This is a genomic window from Paraburkholderia piptadeniae, assembly GCF_900007165.1.
Classification (GTDB): Bacteria; Pseudomonadota; Gammaproteobacteria; order Burkholderiales; family Burkholderiaceae; genus Paraburkholderia; species Paraburkholderia piptadeniae.
On sequence record NZ_CYGY02000047.1, the window covers coordinates 17,640 to 42,398 of the forward strand.

Genomic DNA, 24,759 nt, shown 5'->3' on the forward strand with positions numbered 1-24,759 from the left:
CGCAGTTCGTAATGGTCGCGCGGGGTTCGCGGGATGGGAGGCGTCCCATGAATGACGAGCTGATTGCCGCGCGAGTCGACCGGTTGCCTGTCTCGCGCTTTCACAAGCGATTGCTGCTGCTGGTGAGTCTGCCGTTCTTCTTCGATATCAGCGACATCTTCACGTTCTCGTATGCGGCGCCCGCGCTCGTCAAGGAGTGGGGGCTGCCGATCTCGAGCATCGCATTACTCACGTCAGCGGGGTTTTTCGGCATGTTCGTCGGCGCGACGCTTGGCGGCATGCTCTCCGACAAGATCGGACGAAAGCGCGCGCTCGTGGTGTACGTCATAGCGTATTCGACGTTCTCGCTCGCCAATGCGCTTGCCCCCGATATTCCGATGCTGATCATCACGCGCGTGTTGACGGGCGTGGGCATCTCGTCAGCGACGGCCGTCGTGATGGCGTACATCGCCGAGCTGTTTCCGGCCAAGACACGCGGCACATGGCAAGGCTGGGCGATGGTCATCGCGTTGTGCGGCATCCCGATCACAAGCTGGGTCGCGCGGCTCGTCGTGCCTTCGGGGCCCGACGGGTGGCGATGGATCTTCGTGTGGGGCTCGCTGGGCATTCTCTTTTTGCTGTTTGTGCGCCACTTTCCGGAGTCGCCGCGCTGGCTCGCGCGCCAGGGACGCACGGAAGAAGCCGATCGTGTGCTGCGCGGGATCGAAGCCGAAGTCGAGAAGACGACGGGTCCGCTGCCTGAAGCCGTCACCGTCAACAGGCCGGTGGAAGCGCGCGCACATTGGACATCGATGTTCAAAGGTCAGTACATCGGACGCACGCTGACGCTATGGGCGATCTGGATCTTCCAGACGCTCGGCTTCTACGGCTTTCAGGCGTGGGTGCCGACGCTGCTCGTCAAGCATGGCATCACGATCGTGCACAGCCTGACGTACATCACGCTGATCAACATCGGCGCGGTGCCGGGCGCGCTCATCGCCGTGTATCTCGCTGATCGCGTGGAGCGCAAGTTCAGCATTGCCGCGGCGGCCGCGTTGATCGCCGTGTTCGGACTGCTCTACGGGCTGAGCTTCGAGCCGGTGCTGATCGTGTCGTTCGGTTTCCTCGTCGGCATGTTGATCCAGACGTTCGCCGCGCTGTGCTACGCGTACACGCCCGAGCAGTATCCGACCGATATCCGAAATACAGGTGCAGGCTTCGCGTATGGCATGGGTCGGCTCGCGAACGTCGGCAACTCGTTCATTGTCGCGGCGATCTTCACGAACTTCGGCTACGTGTGGGTGTTCGTGTACATCGCGGGCGCGTGGCTCGCGACGTCAGCCGTCACGCTGATCTTCGGTGCAAGAACGACGGGACGCCGGCTCGAGACGATCAACCCGGTGCACGAAGAAAACCTCGAACAGCGGCTCGATGCACACGTGCTTCGCCCCGGCGACCATTGAAGAGGACATTCGATGACCGATACCGATCAGCCCAGCCAGGCCAGCCCGCCCGTCATCGCGCGCGGTCTTGCAGAGTTTGCGTCTGCGCTGCAACCGTCTGCGCTTTCCGCCGGGTTGCGCCGCAAGGCGACGCATCACATCGTCGATGCGATCGGACTTGCGTTCGCGTCGCAGCGCTTTGCGTTCGCAGCACCCGCATTGCGCGGCTTTGCAGCGGCGGGAGCGGCGGGCGATGCGACCGTGATCGGCAGCGCGTCGTCGCTTGCGCCACGCGATGCCGCATTGTCGAATGGCTTTCTGATGCATGGCCTCGATTTCGACGACACGCATCCGCTTGCGATCGTGCATCCGACCGTCGCCTGTCTGCCAGCGGCACTCGCGGTGGGCGAAGCAGTCGACGCGGACTGGGACGACATGCTCGCCGCTTACGTCGCGGGCATGGAGGTGGCGATACGTCTTGGCGTCGCCGTGAAGGGCGGCTTCCATCACGCAGGCTTTCACGCGACGGGGATCGTCGCGCACTTCAGTTCGGCGATCGTCGCGGGCAAGCTGATGAAGCTCGATGCGGCGCAACTCGTCGCGGCGCAGGGCATTGCGGCGAGCACGGCGGCGGGCGTTCAGGTGTTCCTCGAAGAGGGCGCATGGACCAAGCGAATGCACCCGGGCTGGGGCGCGCTGGCCGGGATCACGGCAGCGCATCTTGCCGCGAATGGTTTTGCAGGACCATCGCGTCCATACGAAGGCCGCTTCGGACTGTTCGATTCGCATCTGCAGGAGCATGCAGGTGCGATTGATCTGGAGTCGATCAGCAAGGGACTCGGCGACGAGTGGACGATGTTCGGCACCGCGATCAAACCGTATCCCGTGTGTCATTTCATTCACGGATGCGCGGAAGCGGCACTGCGTCTGCACGATGCGCAGATGAAGGCGGACGACATCGAAGAGATCGTCTGCCTGTTGCCCGCGCCGACGATGCCGATCGTCGCCGAGCCGGCCGTCGCGAAGATGACGCCGAAGACGGACTACGACGCGAAGTTCAGCACGCATTTTGTCGTGGTGGCGTGCCTGTTGCGCGGGCGCTTCGGCCTTGCGGAACTAGAAGACGATGTATTGCGCGACCCAGGCATCCTGAAGCTCGCTGCCAAAGTGCGATGTGCGGTCGATCCTGATGCGGACTTCCCGCGTTATTTCTCGGGCCGCGTCACAGTGAGAATGCACGACGGCTCGCAGCGAAGCGAACATGTGCCGATCAATTTGGGAAGCGGAGAGCGCGCACTGGGCGAACACGAGATCGCGCGGAAGTTTCGCGGCACGGCTGGCTTGATGTTGTCGCCCGATCGCGTGGACACGTTGCTCGATGCGTTGCTTTCGCCAGGAAAACGCAAGGTGCGCGCGATGATGCAGTTGCTTCGCGCAGCGTAGCCGCAATAGAGAGCGGTGCCGCGCAGACTCTCTCGACGACGTATGCGTTATAGGGCGAGTCCGCTACGCACCGCCTTTCGCGTTCTCGTCACCGAACAGCATTTTCAGGCGCAATTCGGTTGCGGCCGCAACGTGCGCCTGAGCCGCTTTCTCCGCGCCGTCCGCATCGTGGCGTGCGATGCAGGCGACGATCTCCTTGTTCTCTTTCAGGCCGCTCTTGATGCGGCCCGGCATCGAATAAGTGGTCGTGCCGAGCAGGCCGAGCGCATCGATGAGGACATTCGACGTCTTGTACAAATACTCGTTATGCGCAGCGGCGACGATGATTTCGTGCAGGCGTCGATTGAGCGCGGCGACCTCGTCGGGCGTTTTCGCGCGCTCGAGTTGCGCGATGACCTGCTGCATCGAGAGGATCTCGATAGCGGACGCCTGCTCGGCGGCGAACCGCGCGGCCGCGCCGACCAGCACCTTGCGCATCGCGTAGAGCTCCATCACCTGTTTCGGCGAGAGCTGCACGACGACGAAACCGCGCGGCGGCGCAAAGCGCACCATGCCTTCGGCTTCGAGACGCTTCAGAGCCTCGCGGACAGGCGTGCGGCTCACGGCGAGGCGCTGCGCGATGTCGGCCTCGCGCAGACGCTCGTTCGATCCGAGCTGCCGGCTGCGAATCTCCTGCCGCAACTGGGCGTAGACATATTGGGCGAGCGACCCTTGCCCGAAATCGGCCGTCGTGTCGGCTTCATCGATCGTCGCGTTGAGCTTTCCAGTCACCGGCTAGTCCCTCGTCTTTGTAATCTCTGGTGCAAGTATAGAACGGCGCATTTACGGCAGGCAGGCCATCAGGTCGCGCACGGCGAGCGGTGTGTTTTTGCTTTCCGCCAGATGGATGATCCGATCCGCGCGGCTCTCGCCGACGGCATCCCCCAGCAGCCCACGTGCCTTTGCTCTGACGACATCGTTGTCCACCGGGCGATTCCAGCTGCCTAGCGGTGCATCACAGCGCGCGTATAGCCGGGCTCCGTTCTTCAGCCGCACGCTCAGTTCGACGTACATGCTGTCGAGCGCGCCGCTGATGGATGGATCGGCGCTCAGCTTGAAACGCGCGAGCATCGCGTCGACATTGGGCGCGAAGCGGCGCGTATCGCTGAACGAGTCCGGGTCGACGCGACCGTCCAGCAGCGCGACGCACGTCGTGTATTGCCACGAAAATTTGCCGTCCAGTCCTGTCTGCGGCTGCGGACGGTCGATGTACGGCATCGATGGAGCATGCAGTTCGATGCTTTCGACATCGTCAGCGCGGAAGGCGTCGGCTTGCGCGCGCGCATCGAGTGCGGCCGTGATCGCGTAATGCGTCGCGAACTGCGAAGGAAACAGCTTCCACGACAGACCGGGCTCGAGCGCGCGTCCGACACCGATCGGGGCAAGCAGACAGTCGCTGTCGAAGCGCGCGCCGAAATAGGCGTTGCCCCAGCCGCGCGGTCCGCTGAGTGCGTCCGTACTCGCCGTGAAGCCGCGAGCGGCCAGCAGAGCCGCTTCGAGACCATGCGCGGCGGCATCGCCGCAATGGAGCGCCTTCGTTTGCGAGCCGATGTTCGCGAGCACGCCGCCGCTGCGCGAGGCCGCGATGCCCAGCGCCGCCGTCGCATGCGCCGTGTCGAGGCCGAGCAGATCCGAGCACGCGAGCGCCGCGGCAAGCGGCCCGACGACGCCGGGCGGATGCAGCGTGAGTTGCGCCGGCTCGATCTGTCCCGACGACATCCGCAGCCGGCCTTGAGTTTCGATGCCTTTGGCGAGCGCGCGAAGCAGCGCATTCCCGTGTGCCACGCCGCTCTCCCGCTCGCGCAGTTCGGCGAGCGCGAGCAGTGCGGGCAACAGCGTCGATACCGCGTGGTTCGGCGGGTTCCACATGGGTTCGAAGTCGAGCACATGCATCGACATGCCGTTGATGCGCGCCGCGACGGCGGCGGGCGCGCAGAATCCATGCCCGATGACAGTCGAAGGTCCGTCAGCCTGTTGGTGCGCTTTCGAGAATCCGGCCATGTGCGTCGGCCCCGGTTGCGCAGCACCCGCTGCGGCGACGGCAAGGCCATCGAGCAGGATCAACCGGCAGCGTTCGACAAGTCTCGCGTCGTCGGCTTGCCAGCCGAGAATCCGCTCGGTGAACTCATAGGAGAGCGTGGTCATGTGTGCGGTGTCGGAGAAGTAGTAAGAAGTTCTGGCCTTGCACAGTTCGGATCATGGGCGCTGCTGCGTCGTGTTGCACATCCGCGCAAATCAGTTCTCTGCTTTTCGAACACTCGAGTACCATTGTATACCAACGTACGCGCATTTCTATAATGGCGATTACCAGTGAAACGCGGAGGCGATATGAAGGCGATCCGTATCGAACGCTATGGCGGTCCTGAAGTGCTGCTGCGCCAGGATGTGCCGGTGCCGACACCACAAGCCGATGAAGTGCTGATCGAAGTCGCGTTTGCCGGCATCAATTTCATGGACGTGCATACGCGGCAAGGCAAGTATGCGTCGTCGCGGAGTTATCCCGTGCGCTTGCCCGTGACGCTGGGCATGGAAGGTGCGGGCACGATCATGGAGACGGGTACGCGTGTCGATCGCTTCAAGCCGGGTGATCGCGTGGCGTGGTGTATCGCCTGGGGCAGCTACGCAAATTACGCAGCCGTGCCCGCGTCGCGCGTTGCGCGCATTCCCCATGGCATCGCTTTCGATCTGGCTGCTGCCGCGCTATTTCAGGGTTCGACGGCGCATTACCTTTGCCACGGCGTGGGGCAACTTGCGCCGGGCGTCACGTGTCTCATTCATGCGGCGTCGGGGAGCATCGGCCAATTGCTGGTGCAGATGGCGAAGCGCGCCGGCGCCACCGTGTTCGCAACGGCGAGCACGCACGAGAAGACGGCCATCGCGGCGAGCCTCGGCGCGGACCATGTGATGCTGTATGAAGGCGGACGATTCGCAGACCGGATTCGCGAAGCGACGAACGGTGCTGGCGTCGACGTCGTGTTCGATGCAGTGGGAAGGGCGACGTTAAGGGACAGCTTTCGGGCAGCGCGGACGCGCGGTTTGATCGTCAACTATGGATCGGTGTCCGGATCGTTGAGCAATCTCAATCCGATCGAATTGGGTGAAGCGGGTTCGTTGTATCTGACACGTCCGCGGCTTACAGATTATCTACAGGATGCAGTGACGGTGCAGCGACGCGCGGACGAGGTCTTTGCAGGCCTGCTCGATGGGACGCTGCATGTGAAGCTCGACAGGCGATACACGTTCGATGACGTGGAAGAAGCGCATGCGGCATTGGAAGAACGTCGGCAAACCGGAAAGGCGGTGCTAGAGATCGGTCGTTAGCGCTAATGCATTGGCGTAACGAATTTACATTGAACATTCCTTGACGATGTTCTCGATCTACGGCTGATATAGTGAAACGGGAAGTTCTTGTCGGACTACACCGGAGATCCCCACTATCCATTTTTCATGAGGGTGTCACATGAAATTAAAAGCGATTGCGTCACTCGTTATGGTTTCGATGGTCGGCATGTCGTCGACAGTTTTTGCACAGCCGCATGGACCGGATTATCAGGATCATCACGGTCATGGCTCACACCGGCCACCGCCCGCGCACGATGCGTATGCAGGCCGGCCCGGCGGTCCGATTCCGCATAATGACTGGCACAAGGGCGATCGTTTGCCGGCCGAGTACCGCGATCGCAACTATGAGGTCGATGACTGGCACTCGCACGGCCTGTCTGCTCCGCCGCGTGGCTATCACTGGGTTGGCGTGAACGGCGACTATGTGCTTGCGGTGGTCGCTACGGGCGTCATTGCCAGTGTGCTGATCTCTGCTCACTGATCCCTTCTTCTATTGCGTGCGGAAATGCGGGACGGTCCGACGCGACGACACGTAAAGATAAAAAAAGTCCCGCGCATGGGGGCGCGGGACAAACGTCGATTACTACGAGCTCCATGTCAGGATATAAAACCCGTGTCCTGACAATGGAACTATCGATGCCGGGAACATTAAAAAGCAAAAGTAAAGTTCATGAGTCGCTCGTGAGCATGCTCATGCGTTCGAGACGCTTACTGAAAGCCCACCACCTCATGCGGGACATACGGTGCCTCCAGCGATGCCAGTTCGTCCGCAGTGAGCTTTACATCGAGCGCCGAGATGGCGTCGTCCAGATGATGCGGCTTCGATGCGCCAACGATCGGCGCGCTCACTCCTGCCTTGCCGATCACCCACGCGAGTGCGACCTGTGCACGCGGAATGCCGCGCGCCGCTGCAACTTTCGCGACCGCTTCGATCACGCGACGATCGGCGTCGGCCGTCTTGTCATAAAGGCTGTTGCCGAAGCCATCGGTTTTCTGGCGTTCCGTGGCCTCGCTCCAGTCGCGGGTCAGACGGCCCCGCGCAAGCGGACTCCACGGAATCACACCGATTCCTTCGTTCGCGCAAAGAGGCAGCATCTCTCGCTCTTCCTCGCGATACAGCAGGTTCAGGTGATTCTGCATCGTCACGAAGCGTGTCCAGCCGTTTCGTTCGGCCACGTGGAGCGCCTTGGCGAACTGCCACGCGAACATCGACGACGCGCCGATATAGCGTGCCTTGCCCGCTTTCACGACATCGTGCAGCGCCTCCAGCGTCTCTTCGATCGGCGTCGCGTAGTCCCAGCGATGGATCTGGTACAAGTCGACGTAGTCTGTGCCGAGGCGTGACAGGCTCGCGTCGATCGACTGGAAAATCGCCTTGCGCGACAGGCCCGAACCGTTGGGCTTCTTCGGATCGGCGCGATTGCCCATTGGAAAGTACACCTTCGTGGCGAGCACGATTTCATCGCGCCTGGCGAACTCCTTCAACGCGCGGCCGACAATTTCTTCGGATGTACCGTCCGAATAGGTGTTCGCGGTATCGAAGAAATTGATGCCGGCTTCGAGCGCCTGACGGATCAACGGGCGGCTCGCGTCTTCGTTCAGCGTCCATGGATGCGGGCCGCGCTCGGGGGCGCCGTAGGTCATGCAGCCCAGGCAGAGTCGGGAAATATCGAGTCCGGTGCGACCCAGCTTCACATAGTCCATCTCATCCTCCGTGCAGTTTGGCATTCGATTATCCGGCAATTGGACGATTGAAGCCGACGTGACGGACAAACGGCATGCGATGTGCGAACCATGTCATCATGTCGATGCCCAACGATTTGGAAGCATCGACCGAACACGATGAATCTTAGAGCGCTTCAATGTTTCGTGACGCTCGCTGAGGAGCTCAATTTCAGCCGTGCGGCCGAACGTCTGCATATTGCGCAACCCGCGCTGAGCCAGCAGATTCGCGCATTGGAAGAGCGGCTCGGCACGCAACTGATCGACCGCACGCGCAGGCCGCTGCGTCTCACGGAAGCGGGGCAATACTTGAGCACGGAGGCGCGTCAGATCATCGGCTCGATCGAACAGGCGACGCTCGGCACACTCGAAGTCGGCATGGGCCGGCGCGGGTGGCTGAGCATCGGCTTCACGCGCTCCGCGATGTACAGCATCTTGCCGCCCGCGCTCAAGGCCTTTCACCGCGAATATCCGCAGGTCGAGCTGAAGCTCTATGAAATGCTCACCGATGAGCAAAGCGACGCGTTGCGCGACATGCGCATTCATGTCGGTATCGGACGGCAGCCGCTCGCGATGGACGGATATACGACTCGTGTGCTGTTGCGCGAGCAGGTCGTGGTCGTGATGGCGCTCGATCATCCGCTCGCAAAGCGCAAGAAGGTACGGATCGCGGAACTGGCGGACACGCCACTGATCCTCTATCCGAAGCATCAGAATGCGCAGTACAAACGCTCGGTGTTGTCGCTGTATCGCGATGCAGGCGTGACGCCTCTCGTCGCTCACCAGGCCTACGAAATCCAGACGGCGATAGCGCTCGTCGCGGCCGGCCTGGGCGTGACGGTCGTCGGCGAATCCGTTGCGCGGCATGGGCGCACCGACGTCGTGTACCGCCATCTGACGGGCCCCGGTTCATCGCAACGCTCGACGCTCGCCGCCACCTATCGCTCCGACGATACGTCGCCGCATCTGCTCGCGTTTCTGCGCTGTCTTCCGTCTCCGACCGACGGCAACGGCAACGGCGCACTATAAGCTGGTGGTTATAGAAGCATAAGCATCTCGTCTTGGACTTCCTGCCTTCGCGTTCTTAACATTGATCACGTAGCAGATTCCGTCGCGCACAAACCGCGTATCCGTCGCGGACGATACGCACGTGGCACGCAACGGGACACTGCTGAGGGCCACGACACGTGGCCGTTGGATGGGGGCCAGCTCGAAAGGCCCGGTAGAAAAGAGCGCAGCGACGGTCACGTCGCGCACAGGCAGGAGACGGCATGACTCATATCGATGAAGCTGCAACGATGCGAAAAGTGTATGGGCGGCTCATGCCCTTGCTCTTCGCGATGATGTTCTTCAACTACCTCGACCGCATCAACATCGGTTTCGCGGCTCTCGACATGAACAGCGACATGGGCTTCAGCCCAGCCGTGTTCGGATTCGCGGGCAGTATCTTTTTCGTCGGCTACATGCTGCTCGAAGTGCCGAGCAATCTGTTGCTTCATCGCGTCGGCGCGCGCCGCTGGATTGCGCGCATTCTGCTCACATGGGGCGCTGTCGCGGCCGCGACGGCATTCGTCTTCAACGACACCAGCTTCTACATGTTGCGCTTCCTGCTGGGCGTGATGGAAGCGGGCTTCCTGCCGGGCGTTGCCGTCTATCTGACCAAGTGGTTTCCCGAACGCTACCGCGCGCGTGCCGTGGGCGGCTACATCATTGCAGGTTCGTTTTCGGCCGTGCTCGGCGGCCCGATCTCGACGACGCTGATGACCTACGCGAATGGCGTGCTGGGACTGCATGGATGGCAATGGATGTTCATCCTCGAAGGCGTGCCGGCGATGCTGCTGGGCCTCTTGACGCTGCGCATCATGACCGAGCGGCCCGCCGATGCACCGTGGCTTTCCGACGACGAGAAGCACCGGCTCGAATCGACGCTCGCTGCGGAACGCGAGGCGCTCGGCGGCCACACTCATGTTTCTCTGCTGCGCGTGGCGGGCGATATCCGCGTGTGGAGTCTTGCGTGTCTGTTCGGTTGCGCGCTGGTCGGCATCTACGGGCTCTTTCTGTGGTTGCCGCAGATCGTCAAGAGCCTCGGTCATCTGAACAACATCGAAGTCGGGTTTCTGTCCGCCGCGCCGCCGCTGCTCGGTGTGCTCGGCACGTTCCTGATCAGCCGCAGCTCGGACCGCTCGGGCGACCGCAAGAAGCACCTCGCGTTCGTCTATGGAGCCAGCGCGATCGCTATCGCAGGCAGTGCGTATGCGCCGAATCCGCTGCTGGCTTATGCGCTGCTCTGTATCACGGGACTCTTTATCTACGCCGGCAATCCGCTCTTCTGGAGCCTCGCGTCCTCATTTCGCACGGGCGCGGCGGGCGCGGCAACCATCGCGCTGATCAACACCATCGCGCAGTTCGGCGGACTGGTCGGGCCATGGAGTATCGGACTGGTGCGCCGCGCGACAGGCAACTTCTCGCTGGCGTTGCTGACGATCGCGGCGTTCCTCGTGATCGCGACGATCATCGCGCTCGTCATGCGCGTCACGCCGCCGGACGAAGACTCATCGTCGGCGCTGGCGAGTGGAGATGCCGCCACCGGCAGTTAAATCACGATTCGATTCATTGCACAGACGCAAAGGGTTTGCTTCATGATCATCGATTGCCACGGCCATTACACGACATCGCCGCCACAGCACGAAGCCTGGCGCGCGAAGCAGGTCGCCGCGCTGCGAGACGGCGCGCCCGTGCCGCCGCGTCCCGTCATCACCGACGACGAAATCCGCGAAAGCATCGAAACGGGCCAGCGGCGCATCCAGCGTGAGCGCGGCACGGACCTCACGATCTTCTCGCCGCGCGCAGCAGGCATGGGCCATCACCTCGCCGGCGCCGAAGCGAATGCCGCCTGGTCCAGCGAATGCAACGATCTCGTGCATCGCGTTTGCACGCTGTTTCCGCGCCATTTCATCGGCGTATGCCAGTTGCCTCAGGCACCCGGCGTATCGCCCGCGAACAGCATTGCGGAACTGCGTCGCTGCGTGCAGGAACTGGGGTTTATCGGCTGCAATCTGAATCCGGACCCGTCGGGCGGTCACTGGTCGGGTGCGCCACTGACCGACCGCTCGTGGTATCCGCTGTACGAAGCGATGGTGGAACTCGATGTGCCAGCGATGATTCACGTATCGTCGTCGTGCAACCCGAACTTCCATGCGACGGGCGCGCATTACCTCAACGGCGATACGTCGGTGTTCATGCAACTGCTCACGGCCGATCTGTTCGCTGACTTCCCGACGTTGCGCTTCATCATTCCTCATGGCGGCGGCGCCGTGCCCTACCACTGGGGACGTTATCGCGGACTCGCGCAGGACATGAAACGGCCGCTGTTGCACGACTATCTGCTGAAGAACGTGTTCTTCGACACCTGCGTCTATCATCAGCCAGGCGCCGAGCTGCTCGCGAAAGTGATTCCCGTCGAGAACATTCTTTTCGCGTCGGAAACCATTGGCGCCGTTCAGGGTATCGATCCTGAGACCGGGCACTACTTCGACGACACGCGGCGCTACATCGATGCGATCGAATGGTTGAGCGATGCGGACAGTCAGCGCATCTACGAAGACAACGCGCGGGCGGTGTACGGACGACTGACCGCGCAACTCGATAAGCAATTGGCTACGGAAGGGGCGACAATTTGAATCCGATCGGCTGGCGTGAATTTGAATCGGCTCCGCAGGCAAGCGCGGCGACGCTCGACGCGTTGCGCGAGCTTGCCGTTTCGCTGCTCAGCGACAACATGGCCCGCGCGAGCGGAATAATGGGCCTTCAGCCGTATCACCGCCCCAAGGCGATGGCAGGCACGGCCGTGACCGTGCGCACGCGTGCGGGCGACAACCTCGCGATCCATCGTGCGTTCGACTTTTGCAGGCCTGGCGATGTGCTCGTGATCGACGGCGGCGGCGAGCTGACCCAGGCGTTGATGGGCGACATCATGGCGAGCTATGCGGAGAGTCTCGGCGTGCAGGGGCTCGTGATCGACGGCGCGATACGCGATGTCGGCGCGCTACGTGAGCGCGATTTTCCCGTCTATGCGCGAGGCGTGACGCATCGTGGGCCCTACAAGAATGGGCCGGGTGAAATCAATGTGCCTGTGACGGTCGGAAGAATGGTGGTGAACCCGGGCGACATCATCGTCGGCGATGAGGATGGCCTGCTGGCCATCGCACCTTCCGATGTCGAACGTGTGATCGGAGGCGCGCGCAAGCAAGGTGCGAAGGAAGCGGCTGCGCTGCAATCGATCAGCGAGGGACGCTTCGACAGGTCATGGGTGATGCCGCATCTCGACCGGATGATGCGCGGATGAATCGCCATACCATGACACCGTACGTGGACGCCGCGACCCTCGTCGAACTCGCGCAGCGCGCCGAAGAGAATGCGGCTGAATCATGCTCATGTACCAGAGCATCGCTGGATGGGTGGCAATCGCAACCGCTTTCCATCGACGAAGCGCAGCTCGTCGAAATCGCAACGCTCGTACGCGAAGACGATCCCGAGCCGACGTTCGCCGAATACCGGCCGGACAACGTTCAGTACTGGTCTGCGGATGCGCCCGTCGCTCCGCGCTATTTTCCATATAATCGTTGCGGCGTATGGCAGTGCACGCAATGCAACCGGCTCTATCTGCGTTATACAGAAGGCGGAGGGTACTTCGTCGACCGGCGAATCCGCGCGCTGAAATCGCATTTGATTGACGACGTGCCGCTTTGATCCTCATGGTCACACTGCGCCGCAGTCGTGACCAGTCCCAATACGGTTGACTTCGCGCAGCATTGCCAACGCCACAACTCCCGCCGACTTTCCACGTCTTTGAGTCATCTGCACTCGACGCGTTGATCTCCCAGGAAAGGCGCTACATGAGAAGTGCACTGCTAGCAGTTCAATTCGATCATATATCGCGCGTCGTAGACGACTTTCTGTTGCGCTAGTCGTTGCCAGGGAGATAGAGCGTCAAGAGCACCGACGCGTTTTCCAATGCTTCCAGCCAATGCCGCTTGCAGTCAATCGGTGATCGTCTCGCGGATCGCCTGCTGCTCGATCGCGCGACGCCGGCGACTTTCCCGAAGCGGGTTCGCGTAGTGGCGCGCCCGCGAACGCGCATCGGCGAACGCGGGGCGAAACGGTTTGATGTCGATGCTGTTCGATGACGTTGCGTCGACAACGTCACCGTCTTCACCGAGGTACGCATATCGCCCGTGATCCTGTCCACCGATAAGCAGTTGTTCGGGAATATGCGTCGCCAGCAATACGGTCGCCCAGGCCCCTAATGCCAATGCCGTTCCTCCGGCAATGATCAGTTCCATCATGATTTCACCTCTTATGCAATTGCCGTCCCGCGTCATGCGCGTTCGGACAGTTCAGCTTTGACCGACTTCATAAGCATTGTCCGGTTGCCCTTGTCAATAGGCAAATGCATTATCATTGCAAATGAGTGCAATAACTTTGTTATGAAACGATGGACATCACCTTGGCGCGCACTTTTCTGGAAGTCTCTGCGAGCGGCAGCTTCATTTCGGCCGCCGAGCGTCTGCACCTCACGCAGACGGCGGTAAGCGCACGGATCAGGACGCTGGAGGAACAGCTTGGGCGTCGGCTTTTCGTGCGCAACAAGGCGGGCGCGCGCCTGACCACTGCGGGCGAACGCTTCGTCCAGCATGCGACGACCCTGGTTCAGGTGTGGGAGCAGGCCCGCCAGCATGTGGCGCTGCCGCCCGGACGGGAGGAGGGCGTGAGTCTCGGCGGTGAACTCAGCTTGTGGCATCCGCTTCTCGCCGACTGGCTCATCTGGATGCATCGCGCGTGTCCGGACATCGCGTTGCGGGCGGAGGTCGACAGCCCGATGCGATTGCTCGATCGCGTGCACGAAGGCTCACTCGACATTGCCGTTCTCTACAACCCGCCGCAACGTCCGGATCTGATTTCGGAGTTGCTCGTCGAGGAAAGGCTGGTCATGGTGACGACCGCACCGGACGGCGCGATGAACCCCGCGCAGTATGTGTTCGTCGATTGGGGGCCGAGCTTTGCCGCGAATCACCAAGCGGCCTTTCCCGAACTGAGCAATCCGCCCGTCTCCATTTCGCTCGGCCCGTTGGCGCTTACTTATCTGTTGTCGGTGGGAGGGTCGGGCTACTTTCGTATCGGCACCGCGCAACCGTTTCTGGCGGACGGCCGCCTGCGCCTCGTCAAAGACGCGCCGGAGTTTTCATGGTCGGCGTATGCCGTCTACGCGCGACGACAGGAGGGGCACGTCATCGAACGGGTCCGGCACGGCCTGCGCGCAGTCGCCACTGCTTATGACGAGCCGCAGCATGGCGACGATATCGGTTCTCGGCCCACTGTGCGGGGCGGCAAGCAACGAAAAGGCGCGAACAGGCGCGGCTGAATGGTTCGGCCCGGAGCGGGTCGATAGCGTACGTGCATGCGCATCTCGCGGTTCTGCTGTCAACGAGAACCCGGATGCCGCGCATTTCGCGGCGCGCGGAAGGCAGTACACGAGCACGCCGCCAGTTGCCCGCGACCTGTGACCGGAGCTGCGAGCGACGATGCGCGACGAAGTCCAGTCTGGCCTTCGGACGCAAAAAGCTGTATCGTCGCATATGACGACTTTATGGTCATTTACGCCATGCGCATCGCCGTACTCGCTCTAGATGGACTGTTCGACACAGGGCTCGCCGTGACGCTCGACGCGCTCGGAGCCGCGAACAAGCTCGCTTCACGCGCGATGGGCGGAGCACCGCGCTTCGACGTGACAGTCGTGGGCGTGCGCAAGAGAGTGCGCTCGGGGCACGGCTTCTCGATTCCCGTGCAAGCGATCACGCCGGCGCTGAAGCCGGATTGGGTCGTCGTTCCCGCGCTCGGCGCAACGACTCCGGATTTGTTGATTCCGGCGTTGGAACGCGCGGATGTGAAGCAGGCCACCGCGCAATTGCTGAAGTGGCGCGACGAAGGCGCGTTCATCGCCGCGTCGTGTATCGGGACGTTTCTGCTCGCCGAAGCGGGGCTGCTCGATCATCGGGAGGCGACGACGACGTGGTCGCTCGCGCCGCTCTTCAGGCAACGCTATCCGAATGTTTCGCTCGACGAATCGCGCATGCTCGTGGCGACCGACATCGGCGTGACCGCGGGCGCCGCGATGGGTCACCTCGATCTCGCGCTCTGGCTGATCCGCAAGGCGAGCCCGGAGCTGGCCACACTTGTCTCGCGTTACCTGCTTGCCGATATCCGCTCGCTACAGGCGCCGTACATCATTCCAAATCATCTGGCGCTGGCGGACCCTTTGATCGAGCGTTTCGAGCGATGGGCACGCGATCATCTGAAGGAAGGCTTTTCGTTGCAGGACGCCGCGGCCGCGCTCGCGACCAGCGCGCGCACGTTGCAGCGCCGTTGCCAGGAGGTGCTCGGGAAATCGCCGCTTGCCTACTTTCAGGACTTGCGCGTCGAGCGCGCGCAGTCGCTTCTGCACGGCAGCGGCCTCGACCTCGAGGCAATCGCCACCGAAGTCGGTTATGTCGACGGCGCGACGCTGCGGACGCTGCTGCGTCAGCGCCTGGGGCGGGGCGTGCGCGAACTGCGCGCCGAGCTGCGCTAGCCGTGAATGGCGCCGAACGCTTTCGCTTCGTTCTGTAGAGTCGAACATCGCGCTTTGTTCACGCCAGCGTGAATCGGAGACTGCCGCCGATCGAACTTGTCGTGAGAGGAACGAGCGGGCCACCCGCCGCTTGAAGCAGTAGGTCCTAGTCGAACTCATCGTGGTTCAGAAATTCGTCCGCTTATGCTTGCGCATGCAGGAACCGAAACGTCGATTCGCATTCTTATCACCGGAACCTTTGAGCAATGACCTGAAAACCGGTGAGAAACGAATGACATATATGTTCCGACGATGGCTAGGCGTTCTGGTGATCGCATCTGCCGTGAACTGCCCCGGCGCTGCGCACGCGACCACCGCGATGGGCGTTCCGTCATGCGGCCAGTGGATGACCCGAAAAAACTCGAGCTCCGACAAGGCAATGAGCGAGTCCTGGCTACTCGGATATCTGAGCGGGCTCGCGACGGGAAGCCGCGTCGATATTCTGCACGACACCGACTACGACTCGCTGATGGTGTGGATGGACAACTACTGCAGCGCACATCCGCTCGAGCGCGTGAGCGGTGGAGCGGCGCAGCTTTATCTCGACTTGCAGGGTCGCATGCCGAAATAGCCTGGTCCTTGGCGCGTAAGTGCGTTTAATGCCAGGGTCGATTCCGAAAAAAAATTCTCGGCGCGATTAAATTTTCAGCGGGATTTGACCGCCGTGTTACCGGTAATTATGTCTTGCCGGATAAAGACGCGGCGCGCCTTATCGTTCATTGTGCCGATCGTCGATCGACGGCACCGCGTGCTTGCGGGCGAATGAGGTCCAATAATTACCTTATCGGACGAATTGGTTGTCAGAGCCGCGCGCAAGATCTTTGCGCGCATCAACCAGAAAGGCGGAATTTCCTTTCCAAAAATGAACATGGAAAGAATCGCGCTAATTAGACAAATGAACCTGCTTGCATATGCAAATTGAGCCGCGATGCGCGTATTATTTACCCCGTTCGAACGGGCATGCGCGAACAACTTGCAGAACAGGTTGTGCGCGAATGCCAATGTTTGCGTAGTGCATCAGCGCAATGCATCAGGATAGACGGCAGTAGTGGCAGGATAAAAACGGAGAATCGTCGAAACCCGCTGCGCAAAGGTCTGCCGGGTTCGAAAGGGTGTGCCATGTGAGCATGGCGACATCCGCGCTTTAGCATCACCGCCTCCATGTCGTAGAGGCGGATCACGCAGTTCTCCATTTCCCCGCATCGAGCAGGCGAAGAATCGCTGTTACCAGTAAGGACTACTGCGTAATGCGGATTCGCTCGCGCCGTCTTTTCCAGTTCAAGTGATCACCTGGTTGTGTTTGTTCTAGAAACTTTCTCGATAGGGAAGAATTAACAATGATTAAACGACGTCAATTTCTCGGCGGCCTCACGGCTCTCGGCGGTGCTTATCTTCTGAACGCGTATGGTCAGACTTCCGGGATCGCGGCAGGAGCGTCGCCTGACGGGACGGCGATCCCTTCGGCTTCGTCCATCATCGACAAGATGGGCTCCAAATGGACGGTGAGCAACGGTGTCATTTATCGCAACGGCAGTACTGTGGGCAACACGTACAACGTGTCGCTGTTGCTCTGGTACGGCGGAAAGATGTGGCACATCGGCACGGACGGACAGTTCTACGTGCACACCGACCTCGACAAATGGCTGCCGTGCAGCGATCCTCGCGTCGCCGTCGGCGCTCCTCCGGGATCGTTTTACGGCATCAACGGACACTTCGACTATACGTACACGCCCGCACAGCTCATCTCGATCCTGAAGAGCATGGGCTGCACGAATTATCGCGTGGGATGTTCCGACGATCCGAAACAAGTGAACGCCGTCGTCAAACTGGCACAAGCATTCCAGCCGAGTGGCATTTCGCTGCTCGTGCTGATCAATCAGGGCATCTTCGATTCGAATGGCATTCTGTTTACCAGCGAGTCCGCCGCATATAACCGCGGATTGCAAGCTGCGATGACCGTTGCCAATGCACTCAAGCCATACGGTGTCACGGTCTATGAGTGCGGGAACGAATTGACACGGCAGGTCCCGACCGTCCTCGACTTCACCAGTGCAGGCACCAAAGCGATCGACTTCAACAACCTGAACTGGCCCGTCATGCGCGGTGTAATGCGCGGGATGATCGACGGCGTAAAGGCGGTTCAATCCAATGCGAAATGCGGCATCAACTTCTGTGTCGCGGATATTGGTGCAGCTGACGCGCTGTGGGACGGCATGCAGCCGGATGGCTCCGGCGGCTATCCGAAGGTGCGATGGGACATCACGACGTGGCACAACTACGAGGTGTACGGCGACATCTTCAACATCGGCATTGACGGTGCAGGTCCGGGATTCGACTTGCCTACGTATTGCAAGGCCCGATATGGCGTGCCGTTTGTCATCACCGAATGGAACACCGGCCCGGAGATGCCGCAGGATTATCGAGCGAGTTACATCACGCGCACGCTTGGCAACTTCTATCCGGCGCGCAAGACGCACAACATTCAGTCTGTGATGTACTACCTCCTCGATAGCGGAGACAACACCTTTGGCGTTATGACCAATGGAGTGACACTCAATCCGCCGTACAGCGCATTCACGAGTTTCGTGTCGGCCAACGCGGATAACTGACCTCCCGGCACATCGCATCTGTGTCATCCGTTTCCGCTCGCATCGCGAGTGGAAACGCACCGGATCAGCCGGGGCAGAGCCCAGCAGGCGCTTGACACGTTCCGCAAATCGTTCGACTATTGTGTCCACAATACGAAGTGAAAGTCCATAATATGGACGCAACTGCACATAGGAGACGAGATGACAGCCCCACCGAGTGGCGTCGATGCGATGACGTCCTATCAGCTTCCCAATCCGCCCGAAGCGTTGCGCGAGATCGTCGTCGAGTCCGCGATTCCGCAAGACGAACGCCTATGGGTTCCGCAGGCCGAAAACGTCTGGTTCCGGCCACTGTGCCTGAACGTATCGAGCGGCTACTGGATGAACCTGCTGCGTGTGCGCAAGTCGGGCGTCCTGAGCCGGCATCGTCATCCGCAGGCCGTGCACGGCATGGTGCTCAAGGGGCGGTGGCGCTATCTCGAACACGACTGGGTGGCCACCGAAGGCAGCTATGTGTTCGAGCCGCCGGGCGAAACCCATACGCTGTATGTGCCGGAGGACGTCGAGGAGATGATCACGTACTTCCAGGTCAACGGCGTGATGTACTACTGCGATCCGTACGGCAAGCACACCGGCTACGAAGACGTGTTCACGAAGCTCGACATGTGCCGCGCGCACTACGAGCGCGTCGGGCTTGGCGCGAGTTACGTCGATCAGTTCGTGAGGTGAGCGGTGAGCGCGCCTTTCGAATTGCGCCGCGCATCGTATGACTTTTCGGGCGCTGTGGCCGTCGTCACGGGCGGCGCGCGCGGCATCGGCGCTGCGATCGCACAGCGGCTCGCGGATTGCGGCGCATCGGTGGCCGTATGGGCTCGCGACACGGAGTCTGCCGAAGCCAGCAATTCCCGCGATTCGCGCATCGCGCGCTTCGCCGTCGACATCACCGATCTCGCTTCCGTTGAACGCGCCGCAAACGCGACGCTCGAGCGTTTCGGCGGCATCGCGCTGCTCGTCAACAACGCCGGCTATGCGGGGCCGACGATGCCGCTCGAACAATACGATCCCGCGGAATGGTCGCGCATCGTCGACGTCAATCTGACCGGCACCTTCAATGTCTGCCGTCAACTGGTGCCCGTACTGCGCCGCGAGGGACAGGCACGCATCGTCAACGTCGCATCGCTTGCTGGCAAGGAAGGCACACCGAACGCGTCGGCGTACAGCGCCGCGAAGGCTGGCGTGCTCGCGTTGACGAAGTCGCTCGGCAAGGAGCTCGCGCAAACGGGCGTGCTCGTCAATGCGATTGCGCCCGCGGCGGTACGCACGTCGCTGCTCGAACAGATGTCGCCGTCGCACGTGCAGACGATGATCGACAAGAGCGCAATGAAGCGTCTCGGCGAACCCGATGAAGTCGTCGAGCTCGCGCTGTGGCTCTGTTCGTCGTCGTGCTCGTTCAACACGGGCGCGGTGTTCGATCTGTCCGGAGGCCGCGCAACTTACTGATTCATCGGCGTCATGCCCCGCAGTATCCAACCTTCCACAAAGACTCAAAAGAGCATCGGAGGAGACAACACATGCAACCGAAAACCCCGCGCCTGCGGCGCATTCAATGGATCGCGCTGACGTTCCTGACGTTGGCGGGCATCGTCAATTATCTGGATCGCAGCACGCTGTCCATCGCCAATCATTCGGTGAGCACCGAACTGGGCCTCTCGGCTTCGCAGATGGGCTTGCTGTTGTCGGCATTCTCGTTTGCGTACGCGTTTTCGCAGCTTCCCGTCGGTGCGATGCTGGACCGCTTCGGCGCGCGCGTGATGCTCGGCCTCGGCATGTTCGTGTGGTCGTGCGCGCAGTTGTGCGGAGGCCTCGTTCACACGTTGCCGCAGTTTCTGGCGGCGCGCATCGCGCTCGGCATCGGCGAGGCGCCGCAATTCCCGGCGGGTGCGAAAGTCGTCAGCGAATGGTACGCGCTGCGCGAACGCGGCCGGCCGACAGGCATCTTCACGACCTCGTCGACGATCGGACCCGCGCTCGCGCCTCCCATCCTCACGGTCCTGCTGCTCGCATTCGGCTGGCGCTGGATGTTCGTCGTGATGGGCGTGCTCGGCATCGCGGTGGCGATCGGCTGGTATCTGATCTATCGTAATCGCGGCGACGTGACGCTCGAGCCGAACGAGGTCAGGCATCTGACGGAGGAAGAACCGCTCGCGCGCGCCGAACGCAAGATGACGTTCGCGGAATGGCGCGGGTTGTTCGCGTCATCAACGACGTGGGGCATGATCTTCGGCTTCATGGGCGTCATATACATGGTGTGGCTGTATCTGACGTGGCTGCCCGCATATCTCGAACACGAACGCCATCTGACGATTGCGAAGACGGGTTGGGTCGTGTCGATTCCGTACATCTTCGGCACGCTCGGCATGCTGTCGAGCGGCTTTATCGCCGATGGCCTGATGGCGCGCGGCATGGCGCCGATGCGCAGCCGCAAGTGGCCGATCTGCTGCGGGCTGATCGGCGCGGCCGTGTTCACGGTGCCCGCCGCCTACACGCCGACGTTGACGCTCGCGATCGTCTATCTGTCGCTTGCGATGTACTTCGTCAATCTCGCGAGCGGCGCGGCGTGGGCGCTCGTCAGTGTCGCGACGCCGCGTCATCTGGTGGCCTCGCTTGGCAGCATCCAGAACTTCGGCGGCTATTTCGGCGGATCGTTTGCACCGTTCATCACGGGCATGGTCGTCGACCAGACGCACTCGTTCGTCAACGCGTTCCTGATCAGCGCGGGCGTGGCGTTCGCAGCGGCGCTCGTGTACATGTTCGTCGTGCGCGTGCCGATCGAGGACAAGGGCGAGCACGGCGCCGCCGCGCAAGCACGCGTGACACAATCTTGAACTCGCACATCGACATGACGTTTCAACACGATCTGTTTGCAGGCAAGACAGCCGTCGTCACAGGCGGCACGCAGGGCATCGGCGCGGGCATTGCGCGCTATCTGGCCGCGCTCGGCGCGCGCGTGATCGCGGCAGCGCTCGCGCCGACCGACGCGCAACGCAACGCGCTCGCCGCCGAAGGCATCGAGACCGCGTCGCTCGACGTCGCGTCGAAGGACGATGTCGATGCGCTGTTCGCGTCGCTGACGTCGCTCGACATGCTGGTGAATTGCGCGGGCGTGATACGTCGCGGCGACGAACTCGACCCCGACGTATTCGCGCAAGTGCTCGACGTGAACCTGACGGGCACGATGCGCGCGTGCGCAGCGGCGCGGCCGCTGTTGCGCGAGCGCGGCGGAGCGATCGTCAATACGGCTTCGATGCTGAGCTTTTTCGGCGGCGGACTCGTGCCCGGCTATAGCGCGAGCAAGGGCGGCGTCGCGCAGTTGACCAAGTCGCTTGCGATTGCCTACGCGACCGATCGCATCCGCGTGAACGCCGTGGCGCCCGGCTGGATCGCGACGCCGCTCACGCAGGCGCTGCAGGACAACGACGAACGCTCGCGAGCGATTCTCGAACGCACGCCGCTCGGACGCTGGGGCTCGCCCGACGATATCGGTCCCGCTGTCGCGTTTCTCTGTTCGCCTGGCGCGTCGTTCATCACGGGGACTGTGCTGCCCGTCGATGGAGGATACCTGGTCGCGTGATGCCGCAGCCGCCCGTCGATACCTGAATGGCGCGGCGCGGCGGCTCGCTATAATCGCATCGCCTCTTTCCGTTCCCGAAGCGATCATGTCCAATCCCGCCACCGATTCCATCGAAGCAGCGCGCGCCACGGGCACGGCTGCCTTTTCGAAGTTCATGTCGGTGCTGCAATTGATCGCCGATGCGAAGGATGCGCCGAGTGTGCCGCAACTGGCCGCGTCGAGCGGCTATCCGCGTCCGACTGTTTATCGGATCGTCGGCGCGCTGATCGCGGAAGGGCTCGTCGTCGAGAGCCTGCGCGGCGGGACGTTCGAACTGGGGCCGCGACTGATGATGCTCGCGAGCCGCAGCTGGGAGCGCTCCGATGTGCGCGTCGCCGCAGCGGACGCGTTGCAGGCGTTGCGCGACGCGACGCAGGAAACCGTGCACCTCGCCGTGCGCAGCGGCAGCGAGATGGTCTGCATCGAAAAGCTGGAGAGCCCGCACGCGGTGCGCATGGCATCGCGGATCGGCACGCGCGTGACGCTGTATTCGAGTTCGGTCGGCAAGGCGTATCTCGCCGCATTGGATCGCACGTCACGCGATGCATTGCTCGACGGCCTGACGCTTACGCGCTTCACGCCCAACACGATCATCGAGCCCGCAGCGCTGCGCGCCGAACTGGATGCGACGCGCGAGCGCGGCTATGCGGAAGACCGCGAAGAAAACGAAGCGCAAATCTTCTGCTACGGATGCGCGATTCGCAGCGCGGACGGCCTGCCGATTGCATGTATCAGCGTCAGCATTCCGCTATTCAGGCGCAGCGAGACGCCGCTCGAAACCTACGTTGCACCGTTGCGCGCCGCGTGCGCGGCCGTTGCGAAAAGGCTGGGGCCGGCGCCGCGTTCGGCGGGCTGAGACTGAGTTGTGCGGTTGGCCGCTCGTGCGGACCAACACGGCTCGTCGACAGACGTGGCTCACATCGGCATTCAGCCGATAACCTGTATGGCTTTGCGCGCGGCTGTATGTCCGCATTCCGCAGACCAGCATACGTGCAGGAAGGGCTTCGCGTGATCGTTACTCTGTCTTCGTCTTCTCCGGTTCGGGCTGCTGCCGCGGCTCGGGCCCGCGTTGCGTCGGCGCTTTCGTGCACGCATCCGGGGGTGTGACATACGGCACGTCATTGCAGCAGCAAGCATAGACCGGAAATCCGTACTGGTTTGTGCGGATGATAGTCGTTGGCCCGTGCAGCGGGCACACCGCTTTCATGGCGCCTCCTGAAACTCGTCGGTCGATTCTTTCTATCGTACTCGCGGGTCGTCGGTCCGGCACGGTCCTTTGTCGTCAGATGTAGTGTCAAAGTGGAGAATTGGCCGAAACGTCGTTTACTATCGGTTCAACTGCAGATCTGCTTACGACGTTGTCAAATGATCTACGCCACTACGACGGCAGATACCGTCTCTATCGCCATGTCCCTGCTGTCATTGTCTCCGTTGATCGACCAGGTGTTGCGCACCGTCGCTCGTCGCTATCGTTTGCCTGCGTTCGCCGACGCGCCTGATCAGGCACAAAACGCCAGTCCATCGACGGCGCTCGCGATCGCGATCGAGCAGGCCCGCAGGGCAGTGGTGTGCGACGAATTGCCGGCCGCGCCAGTGAAGCGCTTTTTCGTCGAAGCGCTCGCGCGTTTGATTCATGAAGCGATGCGCACGCAATCCGGAGACCCTGTTTTCCAGGCCATGGTACTTCGGCACCGGGCGGCGGAGGTGCGCGAGTACGCATCGCTGTCCGCTCACGCCGATCAGGATCGCCGTCAGATACATGCGATCGTCAATGCGATCGCGCATCCAGCGAAGCAGCAACGTATCTTGCCAGGTCCGCAACGCGAGGCGCTGGCGCAACTGCATGCGTGCGCGTCCTTATCATTTTGGTCAGAACTCCACGATGCCGCGCGACTTCTGCATGGTATGCCGGAGATTGCGAATAAATCGTCAGTCGAGCGCGACTTGACTCGACTCCTCGACAGTCCCGAGTTGGAACGCTTGCGGCGTCTCGATGCGCTCGCGTCAGATGATCTCGTGCGTCAGTACCGATCGCTATGGGATAGGCATGGTCCCCGCCCGGGAAGCTCCAACGCCGTCGCGCAAGGCGTCGCGTCGCAGCAGCGCGGCGCTGCCGTCGAAGCATTGGCCGCACAGGCGCTCGAAGCGCTGGCTCGACGACTCAACGAGGCGGAAGGAGATCGGGCGTCATATCGCGTCGTGACCTCGATGCGCGTGCCGCCTTCATTACCCGCGAGCCCCGAGCGCGCCAAGACCGAATGGGATGTCGTTCTGCTAAGACGTGCAAACACGGACGATGAAGCAACGGTCTGGGACGTTGGCCTGCTCGTCGAGGCGAAGGCCTCAGTCGATGCCGCAACGACCGACCTCTCGCGGCTCCTGCGTGGATTGCGCCTGCTCGCACACGCCGAAGAAAACGCCGCTTATTCATTCGAGACGCGGCAAGGAATGGTGCGCTTGCGCGGTGCGTCGCTACGCGCGCTGACAACCGACGAGGCCGCTCTGATCAAAGCGGTCCTCTATTGCTGCGATGCGCCCCCGGAAATGAGTCCGCGCCTGCTTGGCGCCGCCGGCCGGATGCAACTTTTGTCCGCGCAGGCGAGCCTCGAATTCGCGAGCGCCCTGACGGACAGCCGAGATGCAGATCCGCAAGACCTTGAGCCTGTCTGGCATGAGTTGCTGGAATCACCTCGATGGCGTGCCGTGCTTCACCAATATCCGATGCTGCGCCAGGTGCGTGATCTGATGGTCCATACTGAAGATCTGCTGGCCGCGATCAACGGCACGGCTGTAAGCAGTTGATCACCCGCTGGGGGCGTCGACGACATCAACCTTCAATGAAGCGATATGGGATTCACGTCGAGCGGT

23 protein-coding genes are annotated in these 24,759 nt (G+C 61.9%); 19 read left to right on the top strand and 4 right to left on the bottom strand.

Annotated elements, in window-relative coordinates; translation table 11 throughout:
• Positions 1 to 47 precede the first annotated feature (47 nt).
• Both BN2476_RS24125 and BN2476_RS24130 read left to right on the top strand, forming a co-directional pair.
• Positions 48 to 1,442: an MFS transporter gene (locus BN2476_RS24125; RefSeq protein ID WP_087736687.1), complete on the top strand. Its 1,395-nt coding sequence runs from the start codon at positions 48 to 50 to the stop codon at positions 1,440 to 1,442.
• A 12-nt stretch (positions 1,443 to 1,454) separates the two neighbouring features.
• On the top strand, positions 1,455 to 2,864 hold the full coding sequence (locus BN2476_RS24130) for an MmgE/PrpD family protein (protein ID WP_087736688.1): 1,410 nt from the start codon (positions 1,455 to 1,457) through the stop codon (positions 2,862 to 2,864).
• A gap of 63 nt (positions 2,865 to 2,927) precedes the next feature.
• On the opposite strand, the gene BN2476_RS24135 is transcribed toward BN2476_RS24130, so the two are convergent.
• Complete coding sequence (locus BN2476_RS24135) at positions 2,928 to 3,635, bottom strand: GntR family transcriptional regulator (RefSeq protein ID WP_087736689.1); 708 nt, start codon at positions 3,633 to 3,635, stop codon at positions 2,928 to 2,930.
• A 51-nt stretch (positions 3,636 to 3,686) separates the two neighbouring features.
• The gene (locus BN2476_RS24140) at positions 3,687 to 5,048 is read right to left on the bottom strand and encodes an MmgE/PrpD family protein (RefSeq protein ID WP_087736690.1); all 1,362 of its coding nucleotides are present in this window, start codon (positions 5,046 to 5,048) and stop codon (positions 3,687 to 3,689) included.
• Positions 5,049 to 5,231: 183 nt separating this feature from the next.
• On the opposite strand from BN2476_RS24140, the gene BN2476_RS24145 reads away from it, so the two are divergent.
• Together BN2476_RS24145 and BN2476_RS24150 are read left to right on the top strand one after the other, a co-directional pair.
• On the top strand, positions 5,232 to 6,224 hold the full coding sequence (locus BN2476_RS24145; RefSeq protein ID WP_087736691.1) for a quinone oxidoreductase family protein: 993 nt from the start codon (positions 5,232 to 5,234) through the stop codon (positions 6,222 to 6,224).
• A 139-nt stretch (positions 6,225 to 6,363) separates the two neighbouring features.
• Entirely contained in the window at positions 6,364 to 6,726 is a 363-nt protein-coding gene (locus tag BN2476_RS24150) for an RcnB family protein (RefSeq protein WP_087736692.1), read from the top strand.
• 227 nt (positions 6,727 to 6,953) lie between these two features.
• Here the strand turns inward: BN2476_RS24150 and BN2476_RS24155 are convergent, their stop codons facing one another.
• Positions 6,954 to 7,949, bottom strand: a complete 996-nt coding sequence (locus tag BN2476_RS24155; RefSeq protein ID WP_087736693.1) for an aldo/keto reductase — start codon at positions 7,947 to 7,949, stop codon at positions 6,954 to 6,956.
• A gap of 138 nt (positions 7,950 to 8,087) precedes the next feature.
• Between BN2476_RS24155 and BN2476_RS24160 the strand changes: the two genes are divergently transcribed.
• The 5 genes from BN2476_RS24160 to BN2476_RS24180 all read left to right on the top strand — a co-directional run bounded on the left by BN2476_RS24160 (position 8,088) and on the right by BN2476_RS24180 (position 12,716).
• Positions 8,088 to 8,996: a LysR family transcriptional regulator gene (locus BN2476_RS24160; RefSeq protein WP_087736694.1), complete on the top strand. Its 909-nt coding sequence runs from the start codon at positions 8,088 to 8,090 to the stop codon at positions 8,994 to 8,996.
• Positions 8,997 to 9,238: 242 nt separating this feature from the next.
• Positions 9,239 to 10,564, top strand: a complete 1,326-nt coding sequence (locus tag BN2476_RS24165; RefSeq protein ID WP_087736695.1) for an MFS transporter — start codon at positions 9,239 to 9,241, stop codon at positions 10,562 to 10,564.
• Positions 10,565 to 10,606: 42 nt separating this feature from the next.
• The gene (locus BN2476_RS24170; protein ID WP_087736696.1) at positions 10,607 to 11,647 is read left to right on the top strand and encodes an amidohydrolase family protein; all 1,041 of its coding nucleotides are present in this window, start codon (positions 10,607 to 10,609) and stop codon (positions 11,645 to 11,647) included.
• The gene (locus BN2476_RS24175) at positions 11,644 to 12,312 is read left to right on the top strand and encodes an RraA family protein (RefSeq protein WP_087736697.1); all 669 of its coding nucleotides are present in this window, start codon (positions 11,644 to 11,646) and stop codon (positions 12,310 to 12,312) included. The genes BN2476_RS24170 and BN2476_RS24175 overlap by 4 nt, the downstream gene beginning before the upstream one ends.
• Positions 12,313 to 12,323: 11 nt before the next feature.
• A complete protein-coding gene (locus BN2476_RS24180) occupies positions 12,324 to 12,716 on the top strand; it encodes a hypothetical protein (protein WP_087736698.1) in 393 nt (130 codons plus the stop codon).
• A gap of 290 nt (positions 12,717 to 13,006) precedes the next feature.
• Here BN2476_RS24180 and BN2476_RS24185 read toward each other — a convergent pair whose 3' ends face one another.
• Positions 13,007 to 13,312 (bottom strand): hypothetical protein, encoded by a 306-nt coding sequence (locus tag BN2476_RS24185; RefSeq protein WP_143811027.1) that lies wholly within the window; start codon positions 13,310 to 13,312, stop codon positions 13,007 to 13,009.
• 161 nt (positions 13,313 to 13,473) lie between these two features.
• Between BN2476_RS24185 and BN2476_RS24190 the strand changes: the two genes are divergently transcribed.
• The 10 genes from BN2476_RS24190 (at position 13,474) to BN2476_RS24240 (ending at position 24,693) form a co-directional block, all read left to right on the top strand.
• Positions 13,474 to 14,388, top strand: a complete 915-nt coding sequence (locus tag BN2476_RS24190; protein WP_328590354.1) for a LysR family transcriptional regulator — start codon at positions 13,474 to 13,476, stop codon at positions 14,386 to 14,388.
• 240 nt (positions 14,389 to 14,628) lie between these two features.
• Positions 14,629 to 15,594, top strand: coding sequence for a GlxA family transcriptional regulator (locus BN2476_RS24195; protein WP_087736778.1), 966 nt, complete (start codon positions 14,629 to 14,631; stop codon positions 15,592 to 15,594).
• A gap of 418 nt (positions 15,595 to 16,012) precedes the next feature.
• Positions 16,013 to 16,204: a hypothetical protein gene (locus BN2476_RS24200; RefSeq protein ID WP_160111743.1), complete on the top strand. Its 192-nt coding sequence runs from the start codon at positions 16,013 to 16,015 to the stop codon at positions 16,202 to 16,204.
• 766 nt (positions 16,205 to 16,970) lie between these two features.
• Positions 16,971 to 18,242 carry a hypothetical protein gene (locus BN2476_RS24205; RefSeq protein WP_087736702.1) on the top strand — a complete coding sequence of 424 codons (1,272 nt, stop codon included), beginning with the start codon at positions 16,971 to 16,973 and terminating at the stop codon, positions 18,240 to 18,242.
• Between the two features lie 180 nt (positions 18,243 to 18,422).
• Positions 18,423 to 18,950, top strand: coding sequence for a 2,4'-dihydroxyacetophenone dioxygenase family protein (locus tag BN2476_RS24210; protein WP_087736703.1), 528 nt, complete (start codon positions 18,423 to 18,425; stop codon positions 18,948 to 18,950).
• A gap of 3 nt (positions 18,951 to 18,953) precedes the next feature.
• Positions 18,954 to 19,721 (top strand): SDR family NAD(P)-dependent oxidoreductase, encoded by a 768-nt coding sequence (locus BN2476_RS24215; RefSeq protein ID WP_087736704.1) that lies wholly within the window; start codon positions 18,954 to 18,956, stop codon positions 19,719 to 19,721.
• A 71-nt stretch (positions 19,722 to 19,792) separates the two neighbouring features.
• Positions 19,793 to 21,106, top strand: a complete 1,314-nt coding sequence (locus BN2476_RS24220; RefSeq protein ID WP_087736705.1) for an MFS transporter — start codon at positions 19,793 to 19,795, stop codon at positions 21,104 to 21,106.
• 14 nt (positions 21,107 to 21,120) lie between these two features.
• Positions 21,121 to 21,852 (top strand): SDR family NAD(P)-dependent oxidoreductase, encoded by a 732-nt coding sequence (locus BN2476_RS24225; protein ID WP_087736706.1) that lies wholly within the window; start codon positions 21,121 to 21,123, stop codon positions 21,850 to 21,852.
• An 85-nt stretch (positions 21,853 to 21,937) separates the two neighbouring features.
• Positions 21,938 to 22,747, top strand: coding sequence for an IclR family transcriptional regulator (locus BN2476_RS24230; protein ID WP_087736779.1), 810 nt, complete (start codon positions 21,938 to 21,940; stop codon positions 22,745 to 22,747).
• Positions 22,748 to 23,298: 551 nt separating this feature from the next.
• Entirely contained in the window at positions 23,299 to 24,693 is a 1,395-nt protein-coding gene (locus tag BN2476_RS24240; RefSeq protein WP_087736708.1) for a 3-deoxy-D-arabino-heptulosonate 7-phosphate synthase, read from the top strand.
• Positions 24,694 to 24,759: the final 66 nt, after the last annotated feature.

Coding starts and splice junctions, on each gene's coding strand:
- BN2476_RS24170 (WP_087736696.1), top strand. CDS start 10,607: ATGATCATCGATTGCCACGGCCATTACACGACATCGCCGCCACAGCAC.
- BN2476_RS24210 (WP_087736703.1), top strand. CDS start 18,423: ATGACAGCCCCACCGAGTGGCGTCGATGCGATGACGTCCTATCAGCTT.
- BN2476_RS24220 (WP_087736705.1), top strand. CDS start 19,793: ATGCAACCGAAAACCCCGCGCCTGCGGCGCATTCAATGGATCGCGCTG.
- BN2476_RS24185 (WP_143811027.1), bottom strand. CDS start 13,312: ATGATGGAACTGATCATTGCCGGAGGAACGGCATTGGCATTAGGGGCC.
- BN2476_RS24200 (WP_160111743.1), top strand. CDS start 16,013: ATGAGCGAGTCCTGGCTACTCGGATATCTGAGCGGGCTCGCGACGGGA.
- BN2476_RS24130 (WP_087736688.1), top strand. CDS start 1,455: ATGACCGATACCGATCAGCCCAGCCAGGCCAGCCCGCCCGTCATCGCG.
- BN2476_RS24160 (WP_087736694.1), top strand. CDS start 8,088: ATGAATCTTAGAGCGCTTCAATGTTTCGTGACGCTCGCTGAGGAGCTC.
- BN2476_RS24195 (WP_087736778.1), top strand. CDS start 14,629: ATGCGCATCGCCGTACTCGCTCTAGATGGACTGTTCGACACAGGGCTC.
- BN2476_RS24140 (WP_087736690.1), bottom strand. CDS start 5,048: ATGACCACGCTCTCCTATGAGTTCACCGAGCGGATTCTCGGCTGGCAA.
- BN2476_RS24155 (WP_087736693.1), bottom strand. CDS start 7,949: ATGGACTATGTGAAGCTGGGTCGCACCGGACTCGATATTTCCCGACTC.
- BN2476_RS24205 (WP_087736702.1), top strand. CDS start 16,971: ATGATTAAACGACGTCAATTTCTCGGCGGCCTCACGGCTCTCGGCGGT.
- BN2476_RS24125 (WP_087736687.1), top strand. CDS start 48: ATGAATGACGAGCTGATTGCCGCGCGAGTCGACCGGTTGCCTGTCTCG.
- BN2476_RS24240 (WP_087736708.1), top strand. CDS start 23,299: ATGTCCCTGCTGTCATTGTCTCCGTTGATCGACCAGGTGTTGCGCACC.
- BN2476_RS24180 (WP_087736698.1), top strand. CDS start 12,324: ATGACACCGTACGTGGACGCCGCGACCCTCGTCGAACTCGCGCAGCGC.
- BN2476_RS24225 (WP_087736706.1), top strand. CDS start 21,121: ATGACGTTTCAACACGATCTGTTTGCAGGCAAGACAGCCGTCGTCACA.
- BN2476_RS24230 (WP_087736779.1), top strand. CDS start 21,938: ATGTCCAATCCCGCCACCGATTCCATCGAAGCAGCGCGCGCCACGGGC.
- BN2476_RS24150 (WP_087736692.1), top strand. CDS start 6,364: ATGAAATTAAAAGCGATTGCGTCACTCGTTATGGTTTCGATGGTCGGC.
- BN2476_RS24165 (WP_087736695.1), top strand. CDS start 9,239: ATGACTCATATCGATGAAGCTGCAACGATGCGAAAAGTGTATGGGCGG.
- BN2476_RS24145 (WP_087736691.1), top strand. CDS start 5,232: ATGAAGGCGATCCGTATCGAACGCTATGGCGGTCCTGAAGTGCTGCTG.